12 protein-coding genes and 1 pseudogene are annotated in these 18,318 nt (G+C 55.6%); 2 read left to right on the forward strand and 11 right to left on the reverse strand.

The features are described 5' to 3' along the window. Window positions 1–62 precede the first annotated feature (62 nt). Window positions 63–1,322 (reverse strand): hypothetical protein, encoded by a 1,260-nt coding sequence (locus RSSM_RS00450; protein ID WP_008673221.1) that lies wholly within the window; start codon window positions 1,320–1,322, stop codon window positions 63–65. A 377-nt stretch (window positions 1,323–1,699) separates the two neighbouring features. On the opposite strand from RSSM_RS00450, the gene larC reads away from it, so the two are divergent. After that, window positions 1,700–2,899, forward strand: a complete 1,200-nt coding sequence (gene larC, locus RSSM_RS00455; RefSeq protein ID WP_008673224.1) for a nickel pincer cofactor biosynthesis protein LarC — start codon at window positions 1,700–1,702, stop codon at window positions 2,897–2,899. Window positions 2,900–3,035: 136 nt separating this feature from the next. Here the strand turns inward: larC and RSSM_RS00460 are convergent, their stop codons facing one another. After that, window positions 3,036–3,908 (reverse strand): NADP-dependent methylenetetrahydromethanopterin/methylenetetrahydrofolate dehydrogenase, encoded by an 873-nt coding sequence (locus RSSM_RS00460; RefSeq protein ID WP_044300379.1) that lies wholly within the window; start codon window positions 3,906–3,908, stop codon window positions 3,036–3,038. A 252-nt stretch (window positions 3,909–4,160) separates the two neighbouring features. Further along, window positions 4,161–4,658, reverse strand: coding sequence for a formaldehyde-activating enzyme (gene fae, locus RSSM_RS00465; protein ID WP_008673230.1), 498 nt, complete (start codon window positions 4,656–4,658; stop codon window positions 4,161–4,163). Window positions 4,659–4,803: 145 nt separating this feature from the next. Between fae and RSSM_RS00470 the strand changes: the two genes are divergently transcribed. Next, window positions 4,804–6,087 carry an ATP-grasp domain-containing protein gene (locus tag RSSM_RS00470; protein WP_008673231.1) on the forward strand — a complete coding sequence of 428 codons (1,284 nt, stop codon included), beginning with the start codon at window positions 4,804–4,806 and terminating at the stop codon, window positions 6,085–6,087. A 29-nt stretch (window positions 6,088–6,116) separates the two neighbouring features. Here the strand turns inward: RSSM_RS00470 and RSSM_RS00475 are convergent, their stop codons facing one another. The 8 genes and pseudogenes from RSSM_RS00475 to RSSM_RS00505 form a co-directional block, all read right to left on the reverse strand. Beyond that, the gene (locus RSSM_RS00475) at window positions 6,117–6,617 is read right to left on the reverse strand and encodes a GNAT family N-acetyltransferase (protein ID WP_008673232.1); all 501 of its coding nucleotides are present in this window, start codon (window positions 6,615–6,617) and stop codon (window positions 6,117–6,119) included. A 102-nt stretch (window positions 6,618–6,719) separates the two neighbouring features. Continuing rightward, entirely contained in the window at window positions 6,720–9,134 is a 2,415-nt protein-coding gene (locus tag RSSM_RS00480) for a glycoside hydrolase family 2 TIM barrel-domain containing protein (RefSeq protein ID WP_236620851.1), read from the reverse strand. 51 nt (window positions 9,135–9,185) lie between these two features. Beyond that, a complete protein-coding gene (locus RSSM_RS00485) occupies window positions 9,186–10,490 on the reverse strand; it encodes a rhamnogalacturonan acetylesterase (protein WP_236620852.1) in 1,305 nt (434 codons plus the stop codon). A gap of 208 nt (window positions 10,491–10,698) precedes the next feature. Further along, entirely contained in the window at window positions 10,699–10,932 is a 234-nt protein-coding gene (locus RSSM_RS00490) for a hypothetical protein (RefSeq protein WP_144059457.1), read from the reverse strand. A gap of 107 nt (window positions 10,933–11,039) precedes the next feature. Next, window positions 11,040–12,131 (reverse strand): DUF6807 domain-containing protein, encoded by a 1,092-nt coding sequence (locus tag RSSM_RS00495; protein WP_044300370.1) that lies wholly within the window; start codon window positions 12,129–12,131, stop codon window positions 11,040–11,042. A gap of 312 nt (window positions 12,132–12,443) precedes the next feature. Continuing rightward, complete coding sequence (locus tag RSSM_RS00500) at window positions 12,444–15,161, reverse strand: glycosyl hydrolase (RefSeq protein ID WP_008673237.1); 2,718 nt, start codon at window positions 15,159–15,161, stop codon at window positions 12,444–12,446. Continuing rightward, a pseudogene (locus tag RSSM_RS35300) lies at window positions 15,158–15,343 on the reverse strand (hypothetical protein); the annotation flags it as partial. The pseudogene RSSM_RS35300 and the gene RSSM_RS00500, both read right to left, overlap by 4 nt. Then, entirely contained in the window at window positions 15,256–18,318 is a 3,063-nt protein-coding gene (locus tag RSSM_RS00505) for an FG-GAP repeat domain-containing protein (RefSeq protein ID WP_008673238.1), read from the reverse strand. The pseudogene RSSM_RS35300 and the gene RSSM_RS00505, both read right to left, overlap by 88 nt.

Raw genomic sequence — 18,318 nt, forward strand, 5'->3', positions numbered from 1 at the left:
ACTCCTGATGCCAATGCCGAGATAAAAACCGAGCTCCCAAAAGCCGTCTGCCAACCCGCGACTCACGCCGAACCGGAAATTTCACCCGGCGAACGTTCACCCCTGTTCACTCCTCTGATCATTTCGGCGTGTCCGGTCGAATCAAACGCACCATCGGTTTCATCAGGGCTGGCAGAGCTACCGGGGCTGGATGAGCTACCGGGGCTTTCTAAATCATCGGGTCGATCGGAATCGAGGCTGCCTGAATCGGGTCCGTCCTGCGAGTTGATCTCACGCTCCAACCGTGCGATCAACAGCCGAATCAACCGGGCCTCACGCTGGGTCACACGAAGCTCTTCTCGCAATCGCACGAGCTGCTTTTCCGGAGTTTTGCGAAACAACCTCGCCGACACGTCCAACAACACGAGGGCCCGAAACGCCTTCAAAACGGTCCCTCGCAACCGATAGGCCCTGGCGAGCTTCGTTAGTTGAGGAAGTTTTGCTAGCTTTGCCAAACGCGTTCCACGCACCGCCTGCATCGATCGCAAGAATGAGAAAAATGGCAACGCAATGATCGCCAAATCCACCCAGTGTTTGCGGACGTAATCCAGTTTTTTTTCCGCGATCGAGACCATCAAGATGAACTCCGCGGCGAACGCGAACCAAATCACGCCCGTCCCGATATGCAGCGAAACCCGCAGCCATTGGTAACGAGCGACCTGATCTTTTAACAAAAATTCAATAATCAACACCGGCAGGATCAACAGAGCGATGCCGATCATCGGGACGCTGAAGTTCTGTTCCAACCGTCGCCGCAGTCGTCGATTGGGACGCTGCCAACCGTACCCCGGCAACCATAAATTGCCGTGCATCTCGGCACTCTTGGCACACATCCGCAGCGACGGGCAAACGCAGAACACGGCCGAGTAAAAATGGAACCACCGCATCGAACGAGTTTTCGGGCGGATGATCCAGTGGTAAATCGACTCCGCGATCACAACCGGCCAAACCAGCCACATCACTCCCATCGCCAGCTGTTCGAACAACACTTGGGTCGGCGATACCGGCCCCACCACCCGCGCCTTCCACTCCTCGTCATCGGCATCTTGCTGTATCGCATCAATGCCTGACGGCACGGCGGGGTCGCCTTCGGATGTCTCCACGTCGCCGGTGTTTGATTCCGCCGAAACGTTGGCCGGGTCACCGGAGACGATTGTTTTCTCGCGGATCGAGGGGACATCCACCCACAATACGATCAACACCGCTTGGCTCACCAAGAACGCAACCGCCAACGCAAACATCAGCGGCGCGGTCAAAACGGCAATGCGGGTGTGAATCAACATAAACAGATCGGAATAGCGTGCCTCACTCGGGTCAACCCGTCAGAACGCTTTCATGGAACCCTCCGAAAACATCTGAAATCATCCGGGAACGTCGGAGAATCGATCAGCCGCCAGGCGTCGGCTCCCGTTTTCTCGCTTAAACCGAGGCTTACTCGCATCGCAAAACCGATCGGCGTCCCGCTTTTACCTTCGATGTCTAATGTACATCGAACCCAGACAGGTGCCGCGTGGTTCTCGACACAATCGCCGAACTCGAGTGTGAACCTCCGGGGTCGCCCGTAGTGGATTCCCCCGCTGCCCTTTATGCTTCCTATCTCTAAACAAGACACACCATTCCCACCTGAAGTCCGACCTGGTTCGGCACCGATCATAAAACGATGAAAACCAACCTGCACTTCGATTGTCTCAGCGGTATTAGTGGCGACATGACCCTCGGGGCATTGATCGACCTGGGCGTTTCCCCCGAACTCATCCGTACGGGGCTCGCCTCGCTGGAAATCCCCGATCTGGAACTGCGGGTCGACGAAGTCAAAAAATGTGGCTTTCGCGCAACATACATTCGCGTCGAGCATCCCGAACAGAAAGCTCACCGACACCTTCATCATATCGAGGCCATGATCGACAAGGCGGACGGAATCTCCGACGGTGCCAAGACGCTCGCCCGCCGAATATTCCTTTGCATCGGGGAAGCCGAAGCCAAGGTTCACGGGTGCAGCCTGCAGAAAGTACACTTCCACGAAGTCGGCGCGGTCGACTCCATCGCCGACATTGTCGGGACCGCGATCGCGATCGACGCGTTGAAAATCGACAGTGTGACGTCGTCCACGATCCCAACCGGAACCGGAGCGATCACCATCGACCATGGACGAGTTGCTGTGCCCGCCCCCGCTACCGCCGAGATCCTTACCGGCGTCCCGATCGCATACAGCGAGATCGAATCCGAACTGACGACGCCAACCGGCGCGGCGATCATCAAAACACTCGCTTCCTCGTTCGGCCCCGCCCCAGCGATGACCCCACACCGAGTCGGCTACGGCGCTGGAACCCGGGACATCGATGGCCAAGCCAATGTGTTGCGTGTCACCTTGGGGGAACGACAGGACTCGGAAGCGTCGCTCGGAGCGGTCGAATCCGATCACGTCACCTTGCTCGAAACCAATATCGACGACGCTACCGCTGAACAACTCGCCGACGTATCACAGCGTCTGATGCACGCCGGCGCCCTCGACGTTTGGCAAACCCCATGCGTGATGAAGAAAGGCCGGCTTGCCACGGTACTGTCGGTGATTTGCGGCGGTTCTAAAGCGGCAACGATGCAGAGCATCCTCTTCCAAAATACATCGACGATCGGTATTCGCCGACAAATCCTGCAACGCACCAAACTGTCCCGCCGCGCCGTCGAGGTGGAAACCGAACACGGCCCAGCACGAGGCAAATTGGTCACGCTCCCTGATGGCACCGAACGATTCTCTCTCGAAGACGACGAGGCCAAACGGCTCGCCTCAGCGAGCGGCAAGTCGACCGCGTTGATCCAAAGCGAAGCGACGCAGCAGTGGAACCGCCAACAATCGAAGTAGGCGTCCGCAGCAATCCGCAAAGACGTTCATCGATGAACAGAAAACATCCGCGCACGCACACGGCTCTCGCACGAAAGCACAGCCTTCACACAGACAATGCGTGTCCCCGTTCGGCGATGCGTGTCAGTGAACCGCGCTAACCCATCTGCTCGATCGTCAAGTCGTAGATCTCGTTGGCATCCAAAACGAGGTCGTTCTGTTCAAACAGTTTCGCAACGGCCGCTTTGTGGGCTCGCATTTTCAACCCGCCCACCCCGATCGGTCCATAAACGGTGGGCGATTGCTCATCGCCTTCCCGCAACTGCTTCGCCTTGTCGAAGGTTTCGATGCCACCGATTCCTGCGGGCGGAACCGCGTTCAGATCGATCGCCACTTTGAGGTTCTGCAGTGAATTCAGTTCCTCGGCCGACAGCAATTCGACGCCCGCCGCACCGCAAGCGACGATCGCATCGGCTCGACCCAGCATCGCACTCCTGGCCTCTTCCGTTTCCGGTGCCGCCGCTTCCAATCGGTCCCGCTCACCACCACCGGCACCGATGCCTTTGACGATGTCTTCGCAGGCCGACTCGGCCCGCGCCAGCGAACGACTCGTCACGATGACGTGTGCCCCCTGCCTCGACATCAGGTGTGCCACCCTTCGCCCCACCGGCCCGGTTCCTCCGAGAACCACGCACGTCGACCCTTCTAACGTCATGTGTTTGGTGAGCGATGCCACCGCGGCCGATGCGGTCGTGTTGCATCCCGATGCGTCCAACATCACCGACACCCGCACGGGCCCGAAGAACGCTTTCTGGATCGCACCGAACAGTTCCTCGGCCTGATTGACATCATTGCCGCCAACGAAGATCGCGGTGTTCTTGAGGTCATCACCACCGCGGGTAAACATCGCCCCGTGCACGAGCGACTCCACCCCGGACGCTTCCACCGAACCGTATCTCAGCAAACGATCCACACCGGAATCGATGCCAACAATCGAATCAAACGAACTCGGATGTTCATCGACATCCATCTGCAACAAAACTTTCTCAGTCACCACGCACCAACCTTCCGCTATCCGACCAACCGCAAACGATCACCCACCAACAAAAACAGCTCCGAAGGCACGCCCCCGAAGCTGCATACAATTTTCATAGAGCGTTTCATGCAGAGGCTTAAATCAAAAGGGCCGGGTGCAAACAATCACCTCAACCACTCCAATGCAGAACAGTTGTCCCCAACTGTTCACGACACGCCCGACCGAAACCGCGTTACGGTCTCGATACTAGAACCCTTTGAACGGGTGAGTCGCCGAATCTTTCTTCGCCAACATGTCTTCAACACTTGGCTTGTTCGAAAGCGCCGACTTCAACGATTCGAGAGTCGCCTCGTAGTTGTACTTGTAGATCTTTTCGTCATCTTCCGCGGCTGGGTGAATGAAGACACCGCAAACGCAAACCAATTCTTCGGCCGCATCGCGAGGGATGATGCCTTCGCTGACCGCGTCGGCGACTGCTTGTGCAACCGCGGCTTGAGCAGGACCGAACATTTGCACGGCTTGCTTCATGCCTTTGATCGTGACCTTGGTGATCATCACGGTCGACGGTTTGACGGCCACGTTTGGCTCGAGCACGGCGAGCAAGTTCGTGTGACCTTCGCTCTGGTTGGCCAACGCGTTTGCGAAAGCGGTTCCGACGGGACCATTCTTGCTACCGATCATCAGGTCAATGTGTGCGACTTCGTTGCCGTCGCCGACCAGGGCTTCTCCGATGTGAAAATGCATGACAGGATGCCTCAAAGTAAAAGAGAGTTTTGGGAAACGACCGGTGGGGAACCCGAGGTCCTTACCCCACACGTGGAACAGCTTCGAACGTAAACGTCGGTCTCAACGCTACAAACGACTGAACTCCAAGAGCGATGGGTGGGTCTTGCAAAACGAAACGGTAACAAACCCGCCCAACCTCGCCAACCAGGTCGATGATTTCCCGACATTGACACTATTTCGCCACCGAATTCTGCTCCTCGGTGCATCGATCCGTTGGGCCGCGCAATCCGCGTCGCGGCACTATCCGGTCGTCGGGATGGACTTGTTCGGCGACCAAGACACACACGAAGCCTGCCACCGATTCCGCCGGATTTCCCCTCTAGAACAGTCCGATCGCCCGCGACTGCAACTGGCCGCCGAACGATTCGCACGCCAAGAAAACGCATTCCCGCTGCGCGTCGGTGGCCTGCCCCCCGAACCCAAACTGTCGCTTCGCCAAACCGAATCGCTCGCACACCAATTCGGATTTTCGTTCCCCGAAACACACACCACCGAAGAGTTTTTCACTCCCCGAAACAACCACCTTCAATCGGCGGTGCGTCAGCAACCCTCGCGATGGCTGTTAAAACAAGCAGAATCGTCCGGCGGGCTTGGTGTCCAAACACGGAAGTCCATAGATATCGACCGTCCTCCTGCGAACGCGTTCTTACAGCGACGCGTCGACGGTCGGTCTTATGGCCTCGTTGCCTTTTCGGCCGGCTCCACCGTTCGTCTTCTTGGGATCACTCGCTCAACCCATGTTCGAATCGGCTCGCTACCGTTTGTGTACGCGGGATCGCGAAGCATCTCGTTTGAAGAATACCCCGATTTCGACCGGATGCAGAGTCTCGCCCACGCGGTCGCCGAAACCCGCCAACTCCACGGCCTCTTCAACCTCGACTTTATCCGCGACCGACACGACCGGTGGTGGCTACTCGAAGTCAACGAGCGTCCGAGCGCCTCCTGCGAAGTCATCGAAAAAATCGCCCAGCACGCACTGCGTCCAAACAACTCCGCATCGCTGATGTCTTTACACATCGCCGCTCAACCGACAATCCGCAAACACATCAACGTTGGCCCGTCACCCGACCGCTTTCCCCCCCTGTCCAACGAAAGCAATCCGTCACGAGCCCAAATCGTCAAACGAATTGTCTACAGTTCGCGCGGCGGACACGTGTATCTATCGCGAATGCAATCGGTCGAAACAGCGATGCAGCGGGAAATGGACTGCGAATCATCGGAGATACAGATCGCGGACCGCCCCGCCGAGGGCACCCCAATCCGTCGCGGACACCCGGTCGCGACACTTCTCATCGCCAGCACTGAAAGCTCTCGCGACATCGCGGCTCGTGTCAAAACACTCACGCGGGCGGTTCAATCATGTGTGGCCCCAAACGAGCCTTCATGATCTGGACAGGACATCGAATCCAATACCTTTCACGCGAGCGACTTTGAAAGGAACAACGTCTCACCGAGGTCACGATTGCCCGGCGGATCGATAAAATCACAGCGGCGATACAGAGTTGCCGCAGCTTGGTTCCCGCGATAGACCTCCAACGTCATTTTGCAACAACCTCGTTGACGGGCCTCTTCCTCTGCCGCCTCGATCAATCGTCGCCCAATCCCTCGCCCACGATGACTGCGAGTGACCATCACATCATGCAGATTCAACACCGGCATCGCCGCAAACGTCGAGAAGTTTTCAAAGGCATTGATCAACCCCACCGCCTGCGGCGACGTTCCAGCAGTTTCCTCCATCGCGAGCAACGAAACGGCATTCTCGCGGCGAGCCAACTCATCCACCACCCGCTGACGAACGGAGAAGGGCAGTCCACTTCCGCCGATCGCCGGATCAGCCGAATACTCTGACAACAATCGTAAAATCGCAACGCGGTGAGTCTGCGATTGGTAATCAGCTACGAGAGTTCGGATACTCATGAAAACTTCAGCAAGGCACGTGGGAGATTTCTTGACCAGACGTTGACGCCTATACCTAACCTCTCGCCCCCGATCACATCTAGCCCCCACCCACCCTCGGTTTTACTCGGGCAAAACGTCGACTCGAGCAGCCCCCGGCATCAAACCCTCCGCGGATGCGGTCACAGAGAGGACGCCCTTCGAATCCGTCGCTCGAACGATGCCGATACAGCGTCCTCGAAACGCACGACGCCGACTCGCGTGAAACGGCTCGTGACTAACGATCGACGCACTATCGACCGCGATTAATTTCCCAGGGCCATCCACCTTAAATGCGATTTCACATTCCGACCGTGGAACACGAACGCCACTTGAGTCAGTTACCGTCGCCTCCACATACGCCACTTCGTCAAAACCCGGAGCCAACGTCGAACGGTTGACGCGCACTTCGATCCGGGCCGCTGCCCCCGCCGTTGTCAACTCATCTCGAGCAACCTCGACGTCGTCGTTTCGTCCGATCGCAATCAAACGCCCCGCTTCGAACGGAACGCTCCAATTCCGAGCGTTCGCGTCGCTCGGTAACGTTTGAACTCCCAGAGAGCGGTCGTTGAGAATCAATTCCACCTCGTCGCAGTTGCTGTACACCTCCACATTCTCTTCGTGAGCATCCGTAGCTCTCGGCGACCAATCGTCAAACAGCACTTGCTGCCGTTTCCATTGAATGTCTTCGTATCCCGGATCCGTTGGCGTCTGCTCGGTCGGAGCGATTCGACGGAACACTCGAATCATCGGCGTCTCACTCCACCAACTCTGTCGTTCTCGCCCACGTGCATAGGGACGCAGCGTCCGGTCAAGCAACCCGCTGTTGTACGTCGTCACAGGCCACTGCCATGACTCGCCCAAGTAATCAATCCCCACCCAGAGAAACTGACCGGCGTGCTGAGCGTTGTCACGGCAAGCGAGCCAAATCTTTCGATCGTGCCCTTGCTCAGTACCAACGATCTTCCGCCCTGGCTGATCCCGCCACGCCTGCAACAGTTCGAGGTCACGATAGTTGGTACCAATCACATCGAGCATATCCGCGAGACCATTGTCATAGTCATGACTCACGTTCGGCCGGAACAAGCCCTGCGTCACCGGACGTGTCGGATCGATGTCGTGACAGATCGCGACGAGGTCCTTCAGAATGCTCTTCGCGAGTTCTTCCCTGGGAGTGTCGTGGATTTCATTGCCGACGCTATACAGGATCACGCACGGGTGATTTCGATCACGGCGCAGCGTATCGGCCATGTCACGATGTGCCCACTCACGAAAATGGTGATGGTAATCTTCTCGCCGCTTGCCGATCGTCCAGCAGTCGAAGAATTCGTCCATCACCAAGATCCCCATGCGATCACAGAGATCCAGGAACTCTGGGGCAACGGGATTATGCGCCGTTCGAACCGCATTCACGCCCAACTCGCGCAGGCGACTCAGTCGATGCTCCCAGGCACTCACCGGCACCGCCGCACCGAGTGCTCCCGCACAATGATGCAAACACACACCTTTGATTTTCACGTTTTCGCCATTGAGCGAGAACCCCGTGTCACTACGAAACTCGGCCCGGCGAATCCCGAACGGCGTGCTCACTTGATCGCGTGACACGCCATCGACCATCACCTTGGCAATCACGGTATAGAGTTCCGGTGATTCCAAATTCCAAAGCACCGGATTCGCAACGACGGAGTGAACAGCAAACAGACGGCTAGCCCCGGGCTTCACTTCACTTGCCGCGTTCCCCTCCGCGACAACGGTGCCATCGGGATCGACGATCGTCGCGCTGAGCTTGACGTCCTGTTTTTCGTCACTCCCGTTTTCGATCCGCACTTCGACGTTGACGGTCGCGTGAGTCGAAGCGATCTCCGGTGTGGTGACATAGACACCTTCGTACGCAACGTGCACCGGATCAACAACTACCATGCGAACACGCCGGTAGATCCCACTGCCGGTGTACCAACGTGAAGCCACCTGTTTCGCCGTGTCGCTGCGAACTGCAATCACGTTCTCCTCATTTGCGCCGAATTTCAGATAATCGGTCAACTCATATCGAAAACTCACATAACCATTGGGACGATGGCCCAGGTGATGACCGTTGACCCAAACGTCGCTGTTGGCCATGACACCGTCAAATTCAATGAACACCTTCTTAGCAATAAATTGGCTCGAAACTGAAAAGTGCTTGCGATACCACGCGACTCCGGAAGGCAGAAAAGCTCCCTCGCGGCTAGCGGGAGCATCTTTCGCAAATGGCCCGAAGATCGCCCAGTCATGAGGCACATCAACAGTTTGCCAATCACGATCATCGAACTCCCGGCACCTCGCGTCGGAGACATCACCACGGTTAAATCGCCACTGGGCATCCATGCTGATTTCGCGAGATGCCGTCTCCGATTGCCCCGCAATGCACGCCCCACACAACATCGATACCGCAAGCCAAACAAGACCCAATAACGGGAGCGAACCTCGTACGGTCCGTGTCACTGGAAGATGAATTTTCATGAGGGATTGCTAGTCAAGTCGATAGAAACGCGAACGTAATTGGGAAGTGGTTCAACTGCCTGAGGGAGTTGCTGCTTCGCCGAGCAATGGCGTCTCGGGAATACGGACATCCTCTGGTAGATCTGGATGCGCTGGATCAAAACAATCAAATTCCTCGACTAAAAACGGCGTCAGATCGGGAACGTTCGTCTTGATCCCTTCGACAACACATTTCGCGAGTTCATAAGCACCGTAAACGCTGTGATGCGTGTCATCTTTCAGAGCGTTGTTTTGACCGGGATAGGTATCCGCCGGATAGTGAACGAAGGCACGCTTGGAGTCATCGACTCCGAGTCCGGCATAGAACGCCAAACTCATCGCGTGCAAATCAATGACCGGCACGTTCAACGCCTCTCCCGTCTGCCGAACCGCTTCGGCATAATCCGTGAGCGTCTGTTGTGTTTTCCCGCCACTCCATCGTCGCCGTTCCATCGGCGTCACCAGGACGGGAATGCCGCCATGATCCCGAGTTGCCTCGACAAACTTTCTCAGATTCGCCCGATAGGTGGTAAATGGTCCAGCGCCGGGGCGTTTGTCCTTCTGATCGTTGTGCCCGAATTGAATGAAGAGGTAGTCGCCCTCCTTCATCATGCTGAACACTTTCGCGAGTCGTTTTTGAGATTCAAAAGAGAATAACGCCAGTCCAGATTCTGCTTGATTCGATACCGCCACACCTTGCACGAAGAATCGCGGAAGCATTTGCCCCCAACCTGACCACGGTTCGTTGCGTTGATCGGTCACCGTCGAATCGCCCGCGATGAACACCGTGGTTACTTGACTCGCAGGCTGGATCTCCAGCGAAACAACTCCGGGACGAAGCCCGCTGAACTCAAACGTGAGATGCTCGTCCCATCCCGCAATTGTCGGTGGCCCCATTTCTCGGCCGTTGAGCCTCGTCGTGCCTCCCGTGCTGATCGGCGGCTTCCGCACGTTGACCGTAAAAGAGCGAGTTTGATACTCACCCGGTGCCGTCTCTACTTTTTCCAACATGAGACGGCGGGCTTCCGACTTAACCGTGGTAGACGTTGCATCAACCGGATCGCCAAATCGCAACGTGACGTCGTAGTTTCCTTCCGGTACATCCACAGCAAACAGTGACGACGTTCCCGTGCGTGCGGCCCCGGTCTTCAAGAAACCATACCCCCTCGCTGAGTCATAGAACGTTTGTGGCGCTACGTGCACGATTCCCGATAGAGAAACCTCAGGACCGAAAGCGAATTGATATTCCGCACCTGCAACCGGGAAACACAAAGCCAACATCGAGAAGCACATCAGAAGACCGTGCCACGTTCGGGTCGCCAAGATTGGATTGAGCATGGTTCTTATTCCGATGGGAGGAGACGAAAAATCATTCCGGTCGTGATCAAGTCGCCAATAAAGGTACTGCGTGCAGGGAGCATTCCGATGCAGCAGTGTGATGTCTTCCCGCATCTCTGAGGGCAACTTCGACGAACTGCAGAGCCGACCAATCAACCAGACCCGACGTGTTGTCATGAGACCGAATCAGACACGGGGCACTCACGCCTTATTCGCACAAATCACGAACCAACACAGGCTTCATATCGTTGAGCGTTTCCCAGTGGCGTCCGTTCTCACTCAGAGCAGAGTGGACCTGCTCTGTCATCGGCGTTGACTCCGACTGAAAGGTCACGAACAGGAACCCCGCAACCTCCTTCGCAGAAAGTTGGCAGGAAACGCGAGCACGCATAGCAAGACTGCGAATGTCTTGGTGTAATCTCGGATGTGATATTCTCTGCATTTCGTTGGTCGATCAGACTCGGTCTTCTCACGTGAAAGCGAACCCGTCGATACGACGAACACGCAAGGACGCGTTGACGTGAAAGGCGTCTAACGTCGTATTCTGATTTAGTCCTTCGCCGTCTTGGCATATTCTTGCCACGCCTTTTCGATCCCGGCGGCGGAAGCATCACCGATGTGAAAGATGATACGATGGCTCAGTTTCAACTTTTCGCCAGGCTGAAGAGTGGTGGTGCCGTCGGGAAGCGTCGGATCATAGGACTGCATCGCAAACGGGTTGGCCGCAAATAATCCATAGCTGCGAACGTGCCAGCGTGTGGGGAAGCGGTAGCTCGATGGATGATTGAGAAACGCGATCCCGAGGTGTTCGCCGTCGACAATCCCGTGATAGTCGCACCACTTTGCCGCACGACTCCAGGTGTCGTTGTCGACTTCACCTTCACTGTTGATAACGCGTCCTCCCTGTCCGCTATCAATCGCCATTCCGACTGGCACACGGATACTCAGCCCTGCGTCCTTGCGGTCCGCAAAACAAACCTCACCATCGCACGCCGTGAACACTTGATCGATGTCAATACTGCGAGAGTCTCCTTGCGCTCGAAAAGTCATGCGACGCTCTTCCGACAGGAACCGCTTCCCTTTCGGATCGACGTAGTCACAAATTTCGGAAACCACGGCATGATCGGCGTTGGCTTCCATCTCGGTGAAGGCGAGATGTTTGATGCTCGCGATCGTCGCGATTCGTTGATCGCTATCTGGATTGTTGCCCGGCCCCTGACGCAGTCCGCCAAAGGTGATCCATTCATGCCAACTGTCGCCGCCGCTCTGATCAGGGCCAACAATACTTTCATGGCCGAACGTAATCCCTCGGTGGTGAGGATGATCTCGCTGCACACTCGATTCGCCCGGTACTTTCTGCATCGGAAAAGCACGCGTCATCTGTTTGCCTGTCGGTCCCACGACCGGCCAAAGGTACGGTTTGTTGACGTCATCCACGACATAGCTGGCAAACAGTTTTCCGTCAACCATAATCGTCACACCGTGATCACCTTCGGTGATTGACCAACCTTCCACGACGATCGATTTCGTTGCGTTCTTGGATGCGAATTGCTCCTTGCGACCGATTTCATCCGCGACCAAAACCGAGGGACACGCACACGCGCCGACAAAGCACATCAATAGGTAATTCAGTATCTTCATTTCGATATCTCGGTTTAATTGGCGTCGTTCAATGGAATTATCGGAGCGTAGTGATTTCATATTTGGTTTACACAACGTTTGCACTCAACAGGAGTCTCCAATCTCATGTTTCGAGACTTGGCTTTCATTAGCCCACCTCGTCGCAAAGGCTCTGTAATTCGATAGGCGATTCTGGTTAGGAAGCGACCATCGAGATCTTCTTCAAAAACCGTCGACTCGCAAGAGTTGTCATGGGTAAAGTGCAGTTCAAAAAGGTGATACAGAGATCTAGTATGTTTTTCAGTGAATGCATGCCATCCGTCGTGCGATGGCTCACGGGGCATCGCCGAGAGACTCGACCAAACGATAAGGAGATAGAGTGACGGGGTTTAATAACCCGGACGCCTCCAGGCTCCAATTTGATGCATCGAAGGGCTTGTAAAGGTGATCAACGAAATTGATATCCTCAAACTTCTTCCAATTGACTCCACGTCGATCCAAATCTCGGATCCGGTTAGCGGATAGATTGGTGACCTCAATCGCCAATTCATTTTCTCCGGTTTTCAGATGCCCACCAAGATCCATCCGAAACGGATGTGCCACCACAACGCCAATAGGCTTATCGTTGACCCACACTCTTGCACTCTCTCGCACGTCGCCGAGGTCGAGGATCCAGCCATCCGGTTGAGAGACATTCGATGCGTCCGCGACATCAACTTTTACCGTGTACCGAACCGCTCCCGCGAATCGCTTGGCCTCCTCGTCCGGCAATTCAGTCCATGAATCGACACGGTCGAGTGATGCATCCGCGGGAAGTGTCGGCCCACCTTCGATGAACCTCAGTTCCCAAGGTCCCGAAATCTTGATCATGTCGCCAACCGGGCGTCTGACAGCCCAAGCATTCAGATCTGTTTTTGAACCCGTGACAGCCCGAAGGATGCGAGTCTCGCCGGATTCAAGTTGCAGAAAAACTTCAGTCAGACCACTCCGTTGACGCAGCGGGGCAAGTCCCGTCGCTCCAGTCATCGGGTCCATCAACACAACGGATTGGCAAGTCGCAGCGAGCGCCACCCAACGGTCAACCGATTGAGAAGTATGGTTCGCAATGAAGTACGAGACCTGCTTCGAATCGATTCGACGAACGAACTGGAGTCCTTGGTCGACCATGGGTTCACGTTCAACACTCGCCGCAGAAAGCAGCGTTTCCAAATCGCCATGGAGCATTAACTCCCCGCGTCCCAACGTAGACATTCCGTCTGCGTCGAATCCGACTTCCTTGAACAGATTTCTCAACTTCCGTTCACGTTCACCACAATCAAACCAGCCTGGAACCTCATCAGGCAGTCTCTTCCAAATCAACACCGTCGCGCCGTCACGAGCCAACTCAACCAACTGATTCGCGGTTTGGAGCGTCATGACCCTTGCTGCAGGGACCAAAACAGTGCGGTATCGATTGCCACCCTGAGTTCGCAGATCGGTGTCGCCCCACTCTGTTTTTTGCAGTTGATCGTCTGAAACAAAATCAAACGTGTAGCCGTGTTTATCTAGCCAGCGTCCCGCCTCACCGCATGCCGTTTCCTCGATCCAATCTGGATGATGGACCGTGAAACGCTGCACGCCGGTTCCTCCGTTCATCCATAAATCATGAACGGGCCAATACAGCAACACGTCGTTGTGTGGACGCCCGGACTGCAACACGCTCTGACAGCGAGTGATGTACGCGTTAAGCACGGGGATATCGCGAAAGATCGAATTGCGAGGATTCGCCTGCGTCGACGCATAAAAGAGCCAACCCGGCCATGCGGTCTTTTCGGGAGAAAAACAGGCCCCGTGGTAGAAGATGCTGTTGATGCCATTGAGCAGCAACTTATCTGATTCTGCTTTCAGATGCGCGAGCGAAGTGTGATAGTGATTTCGCAGCCAAGTAAAGCTCTCCGAAGTCGTCAACGCATGCCCGGCAACGTGCGAAGCGGAGGACGCAAATCGATTCACCAGGTCGCTCTGTTGGTCGGCGCGAATCCACTGAGGATCCCGACGAAAACCTGAAATTGCAAATTTCGACGCACCGAAAACTTCCGTTTCCGGAATGCTTGCTGCGGCATACATATCGAGCAAATTCGCCGGTGCTCCGTGCGCCTGCATGCGTAGACCACTGCCCCTCTGGTCTCCCCACGTCGCAATCTCGCGAACGCGATCGATCAACAATTCACTCAGAGTACATCGGTAATCCGCAACGACGCGTCGAGATTGCTCGGGGTCGCCATCGCCTCCGAGCAATGCTGCCTGGTCTTCGAGAGAATAACCACGTCGCTTACAAAATTCTTCGAGAAACTCGGGTGCCCAATTGCCCGTGTTCTCAAACGAATCATAGTAAAACGCGCGTGGCGGCTCGCCCTGATGGGCTGCCATACGATGATCAAACCAATCCAGATGGAACGCAACTGCCGCATTGCTATAAGGATTTACAGTCAGTCCTTTCCCACCTTTCCCGGCTCGTTTGACCGCGTCACGTTTCGATAACACCGAGATCGCATCACCGTCGACTCGAAAGGATTGCTCCGCATAATCTCGCGAGACGTGTGGTCCCCCCCATCGCCATCCGCCGCCGGGCGTCAGGTCAATGTTCATGCCCAATCGATCCGCCTCTTCGATCGTATAGTTGTACATTTCGAACCACTTCGGCGAGAACAATTCGATCGCTCGTTCTTCTTCGCCACGCACCCCATAGATGCCAACGATACTGAGACTCCCCCATCCCGCCTTCCGGTAGAGTTCGAGGTTCCAACTCAAATCGCTCTTCGTCACCGCGCTGTTGGGCCACCACCAAATGGCGCCTGGTCGCATCTCCCGTCGGACGGTCGGCCAAACCGTCGATTCCGATTCGCCTTGATGCAACGAAAATTCATCCAGCGGCGCCCATGCCGGACTCGACTCCTCATCCACCGTCACCGATGTCGATGATGGCGGTTCGGCCCCCGGTAGATCGCTGAATCCTATCGTGAGGATGAACACAAACGCCCACGCTGCTAGTTTCTCTAGTTGCAAATTCATTTCGCGACCACCCGAACATGCTGTAGTTCGTCCGACTGAGTTCGCGCGACAGGCATTTCACTGACACGGTTGCCCGCCGACGCCGCAAACGATCTCAAACGAAATGGAACTTCGCCTTCAACGAGTATGTACTCGCTATCGGGAGTGAGCCCCTCGTAGTTTTGCGTTTCTCCACAAGGCCACTGCACCGAAACGCTTTCAATGTCAGTGAGTTCACCGAGGCCAAAAAAGCCTGCCGTTGGTTACTGCACATGTATCCGTCACCCGCGGCGAGCATGGAAACCATCGTGCGACCTCGCAGCTTCACGGTCACAACCGCTCCAATCGCATCGCGATGGGTTCGAGTACTTTTCAGCGTCATGGCGATCGTCTTTCCGACGTTTGTTGTCCGATTCATCAACATGGCAACCGGCTCATAAAGATGCGTGACGAGAACATCCTTGCGTCCATCACTGTCGAGGTCGGCAATCGCGAGCGCCCTGCCGAGATGATCTTCCCGGAAGTAGTCACCAAGAGCCGATCGTTCACACTCTTCCCATCGACCATTGAACGTTCTCCGAAACACCTGCCCTGGCATGCGGTACGCGACATTCGATTGATGAAAATCATCGATATGCCCGTTGGTGACGACGAGCTCCTTGGCACCATCGTTGTCGAAATCACACCACTGAGTCCCGAAGCCCAACAGATGGATCGTTGGCTGGGCTAGCCCTCTTTGAAAGGAACGATCACGCCAGAAACCCGGTCGCACCTGTTCATAGTAGGTGTGGTATTCGTTCGAAAAATGAGTCAAATACAAATCAAAATCGCCATCATCGTCCGCGTCTCCCAACGCGATTCCCATGGACGCCTGAGATTGCGATTTTGCGTTCACACTGACGCCGCGTACCGACGCCAAATCCGTCAACATGAACTTCCCGTCTTTCGTCTCGGGAGACCAAAGGTGATTCGCCGTCATGTCGTTGGCGACGTAAACGTCTAAACCAGGTCGTTCGTCGAGGTTCGCAACGATCACCCCCAAACCACGCCCCGTTACGGACTGACTCATCCATCGACTCGTCATATCGGTCAGTGTGCCGTCCCCGTCGCCTTTCCAGATACGATCTTTCTGCGCATCGAACAACAGCGGTGCACATGCCGAGTTCCGACCATTCTCCAAACAAGGTCGCTCAAACGGCTCCTTACCATCGCAGTAGTTCGTTGCGTAGATGTCCGCGTTGCCATCTCCGTCGATGTCTGCGATTGCCGCCGAGACAGTCCACGACTCGTCCGTCATCCCGATTTCGTTGGCGACCTCGCTGAATGTCCCATCCCCGTTGTTGATGAATATTCGATTCTGCCCGATATTCGCATCGAAAATATCATCGAAGCCATCCGCGTTGAGATCACCGATCGCGATCCCCTGGGCAAATCCTTTGTCGACATAATCCGCCCGCGTGCCGACTGCGATGAACCGATCACCGATGTTGCGATACAAGGCGTTGGAAGTCGAGTTCGCCTTTAAGGGTTCACCGTCTAGGTTGGCGACGACGATATCAGTATGGGAATCCAAATCATAATCCAACACCGCAATCCCACCTCCTGAACTTTGATGCAACCAATGCCCGTTGACCTCTGCATCGGCGGACAGTTTGCACGTGTGCTCGAAACCCAAAACCTCGGATTCGTCACGAAAGGATGGGTAACGACTTTTGGTTTGATAGCGAGCAGTATTCTTCGGGCGGCGTTTGAACGAATCCGCAAGATCACCAGTCGTCACTTCAATGACATCCAATTCGATCGAACTCACCAAACGTTGCTCGTCAACAATCCACGGCGTGTCCGCCGTCAACTCGGAGCGAATTTTGAGGTAACGATTCTTTAGATCCGTTGCCGGCTCGCTCCGAAGTGCGGTCGCATGGCGAGCCCAAGCCTCGGCTTCCCAGATCCGGCCTAAATCCGCCATCGCCTCAGCCACTGCAATCGCTGCGGTTTGCGACTGCCGGTCACGACCCAAATAGACATTGAATGCGTCACGGAGCCGAACCCGTTGGTCTATTTTTTTCTCAACGAGCATCGCTTCTTCACCCATCCCCAGCTCAACCAAGCTGTGATAGAGCCCGTCGAGATAATCAGGACAGCACGCTGAATCGAGTTGCTCGGCGGTCAAGAACGCTTCGACCGCTAGCTTAGGATTGCTACTCGCCTCAGCCCATTTCCCGATCACGATCCAGTACTCGGGAGAGCCTTCGATGTTCGGTGGCAAACGGATGCTCCAATCTTCGAGATCGGAAATCCGATCCAGCTCAACCAACGCACGACCATAGAGCACCAACCCCGGCACGAAATTGGGGTGCTGCTCAACCACGGACGCTAAACGTTCGAGAACTTTTTCCCACTCTAGTTCTTTCGCGTGCATCCGTGCGGCGGCGTAACGCAAACGAATGTCATCACCGCTTCGAAGCAGCAGTTCATTGCAAAAATCGAGATCGGCCTCACTCCTGGCAGGATTCGCCATCAACAGAAGCGACTCCATATCACCTTGATTATGTTGAAACAACCATCGCAGCGACGGGATAGCAGCCTCCGGCATGCCCACCATCGAGGCCAAACCCGCAAGATCAAAGCGTGCATCAGGAACATTCTCAAATCGTCGAACAAACGTCTTCAAAACTTCGATCGCGTCAAAAACTCGCCCCGACTTCACCAGAGACTTGGTTATCCCGTCCAACATTACCGGATGAGGTGATTCGGATTTCCGAATCGCATCTTGATAGAACGCCAAGCTCATTGGCCAATCGTTGAGTCTTTCAGCGACGCTACCCGCCAACAATAACGCTTGAACGTCGTCCGGATCCGCGATCAATTGTTTCCGCAGGGAAGCTTCAGCAGCCACAAAATCCCCCGCCGTAAACGCAGCAACAGCTTCCTGCATCAAGTCTTCAGATGATGCCACCGGGACTTTCGCTGGCAAAGCCGACTCCGCTCGATCCTGAAGATCAATCTCATTTGAAACGTTTTCGACACATCCCAGGACAGCGATGAAGAAGACCGGCAGCGCGAGCCGACAGCACGCCCCCACCAAGGACAGCGAGTCGGCCACACGGCCCACCCGCGTCACGCTTGCTCGCGTGTTCACCTCACCAGGCGTTTCATCTCGATGGTCAACACTCGCCAT

The organism is Aporhodopirellula sallentina SM41 (assembly GCF_000346505.1).
Classification (GTDB): Bacteria; Planctomycetota; Planctomycetia; order Pirellulales; family Pirellulaceae; genus Rhodopirellula; species Rhodopirellula sallentina.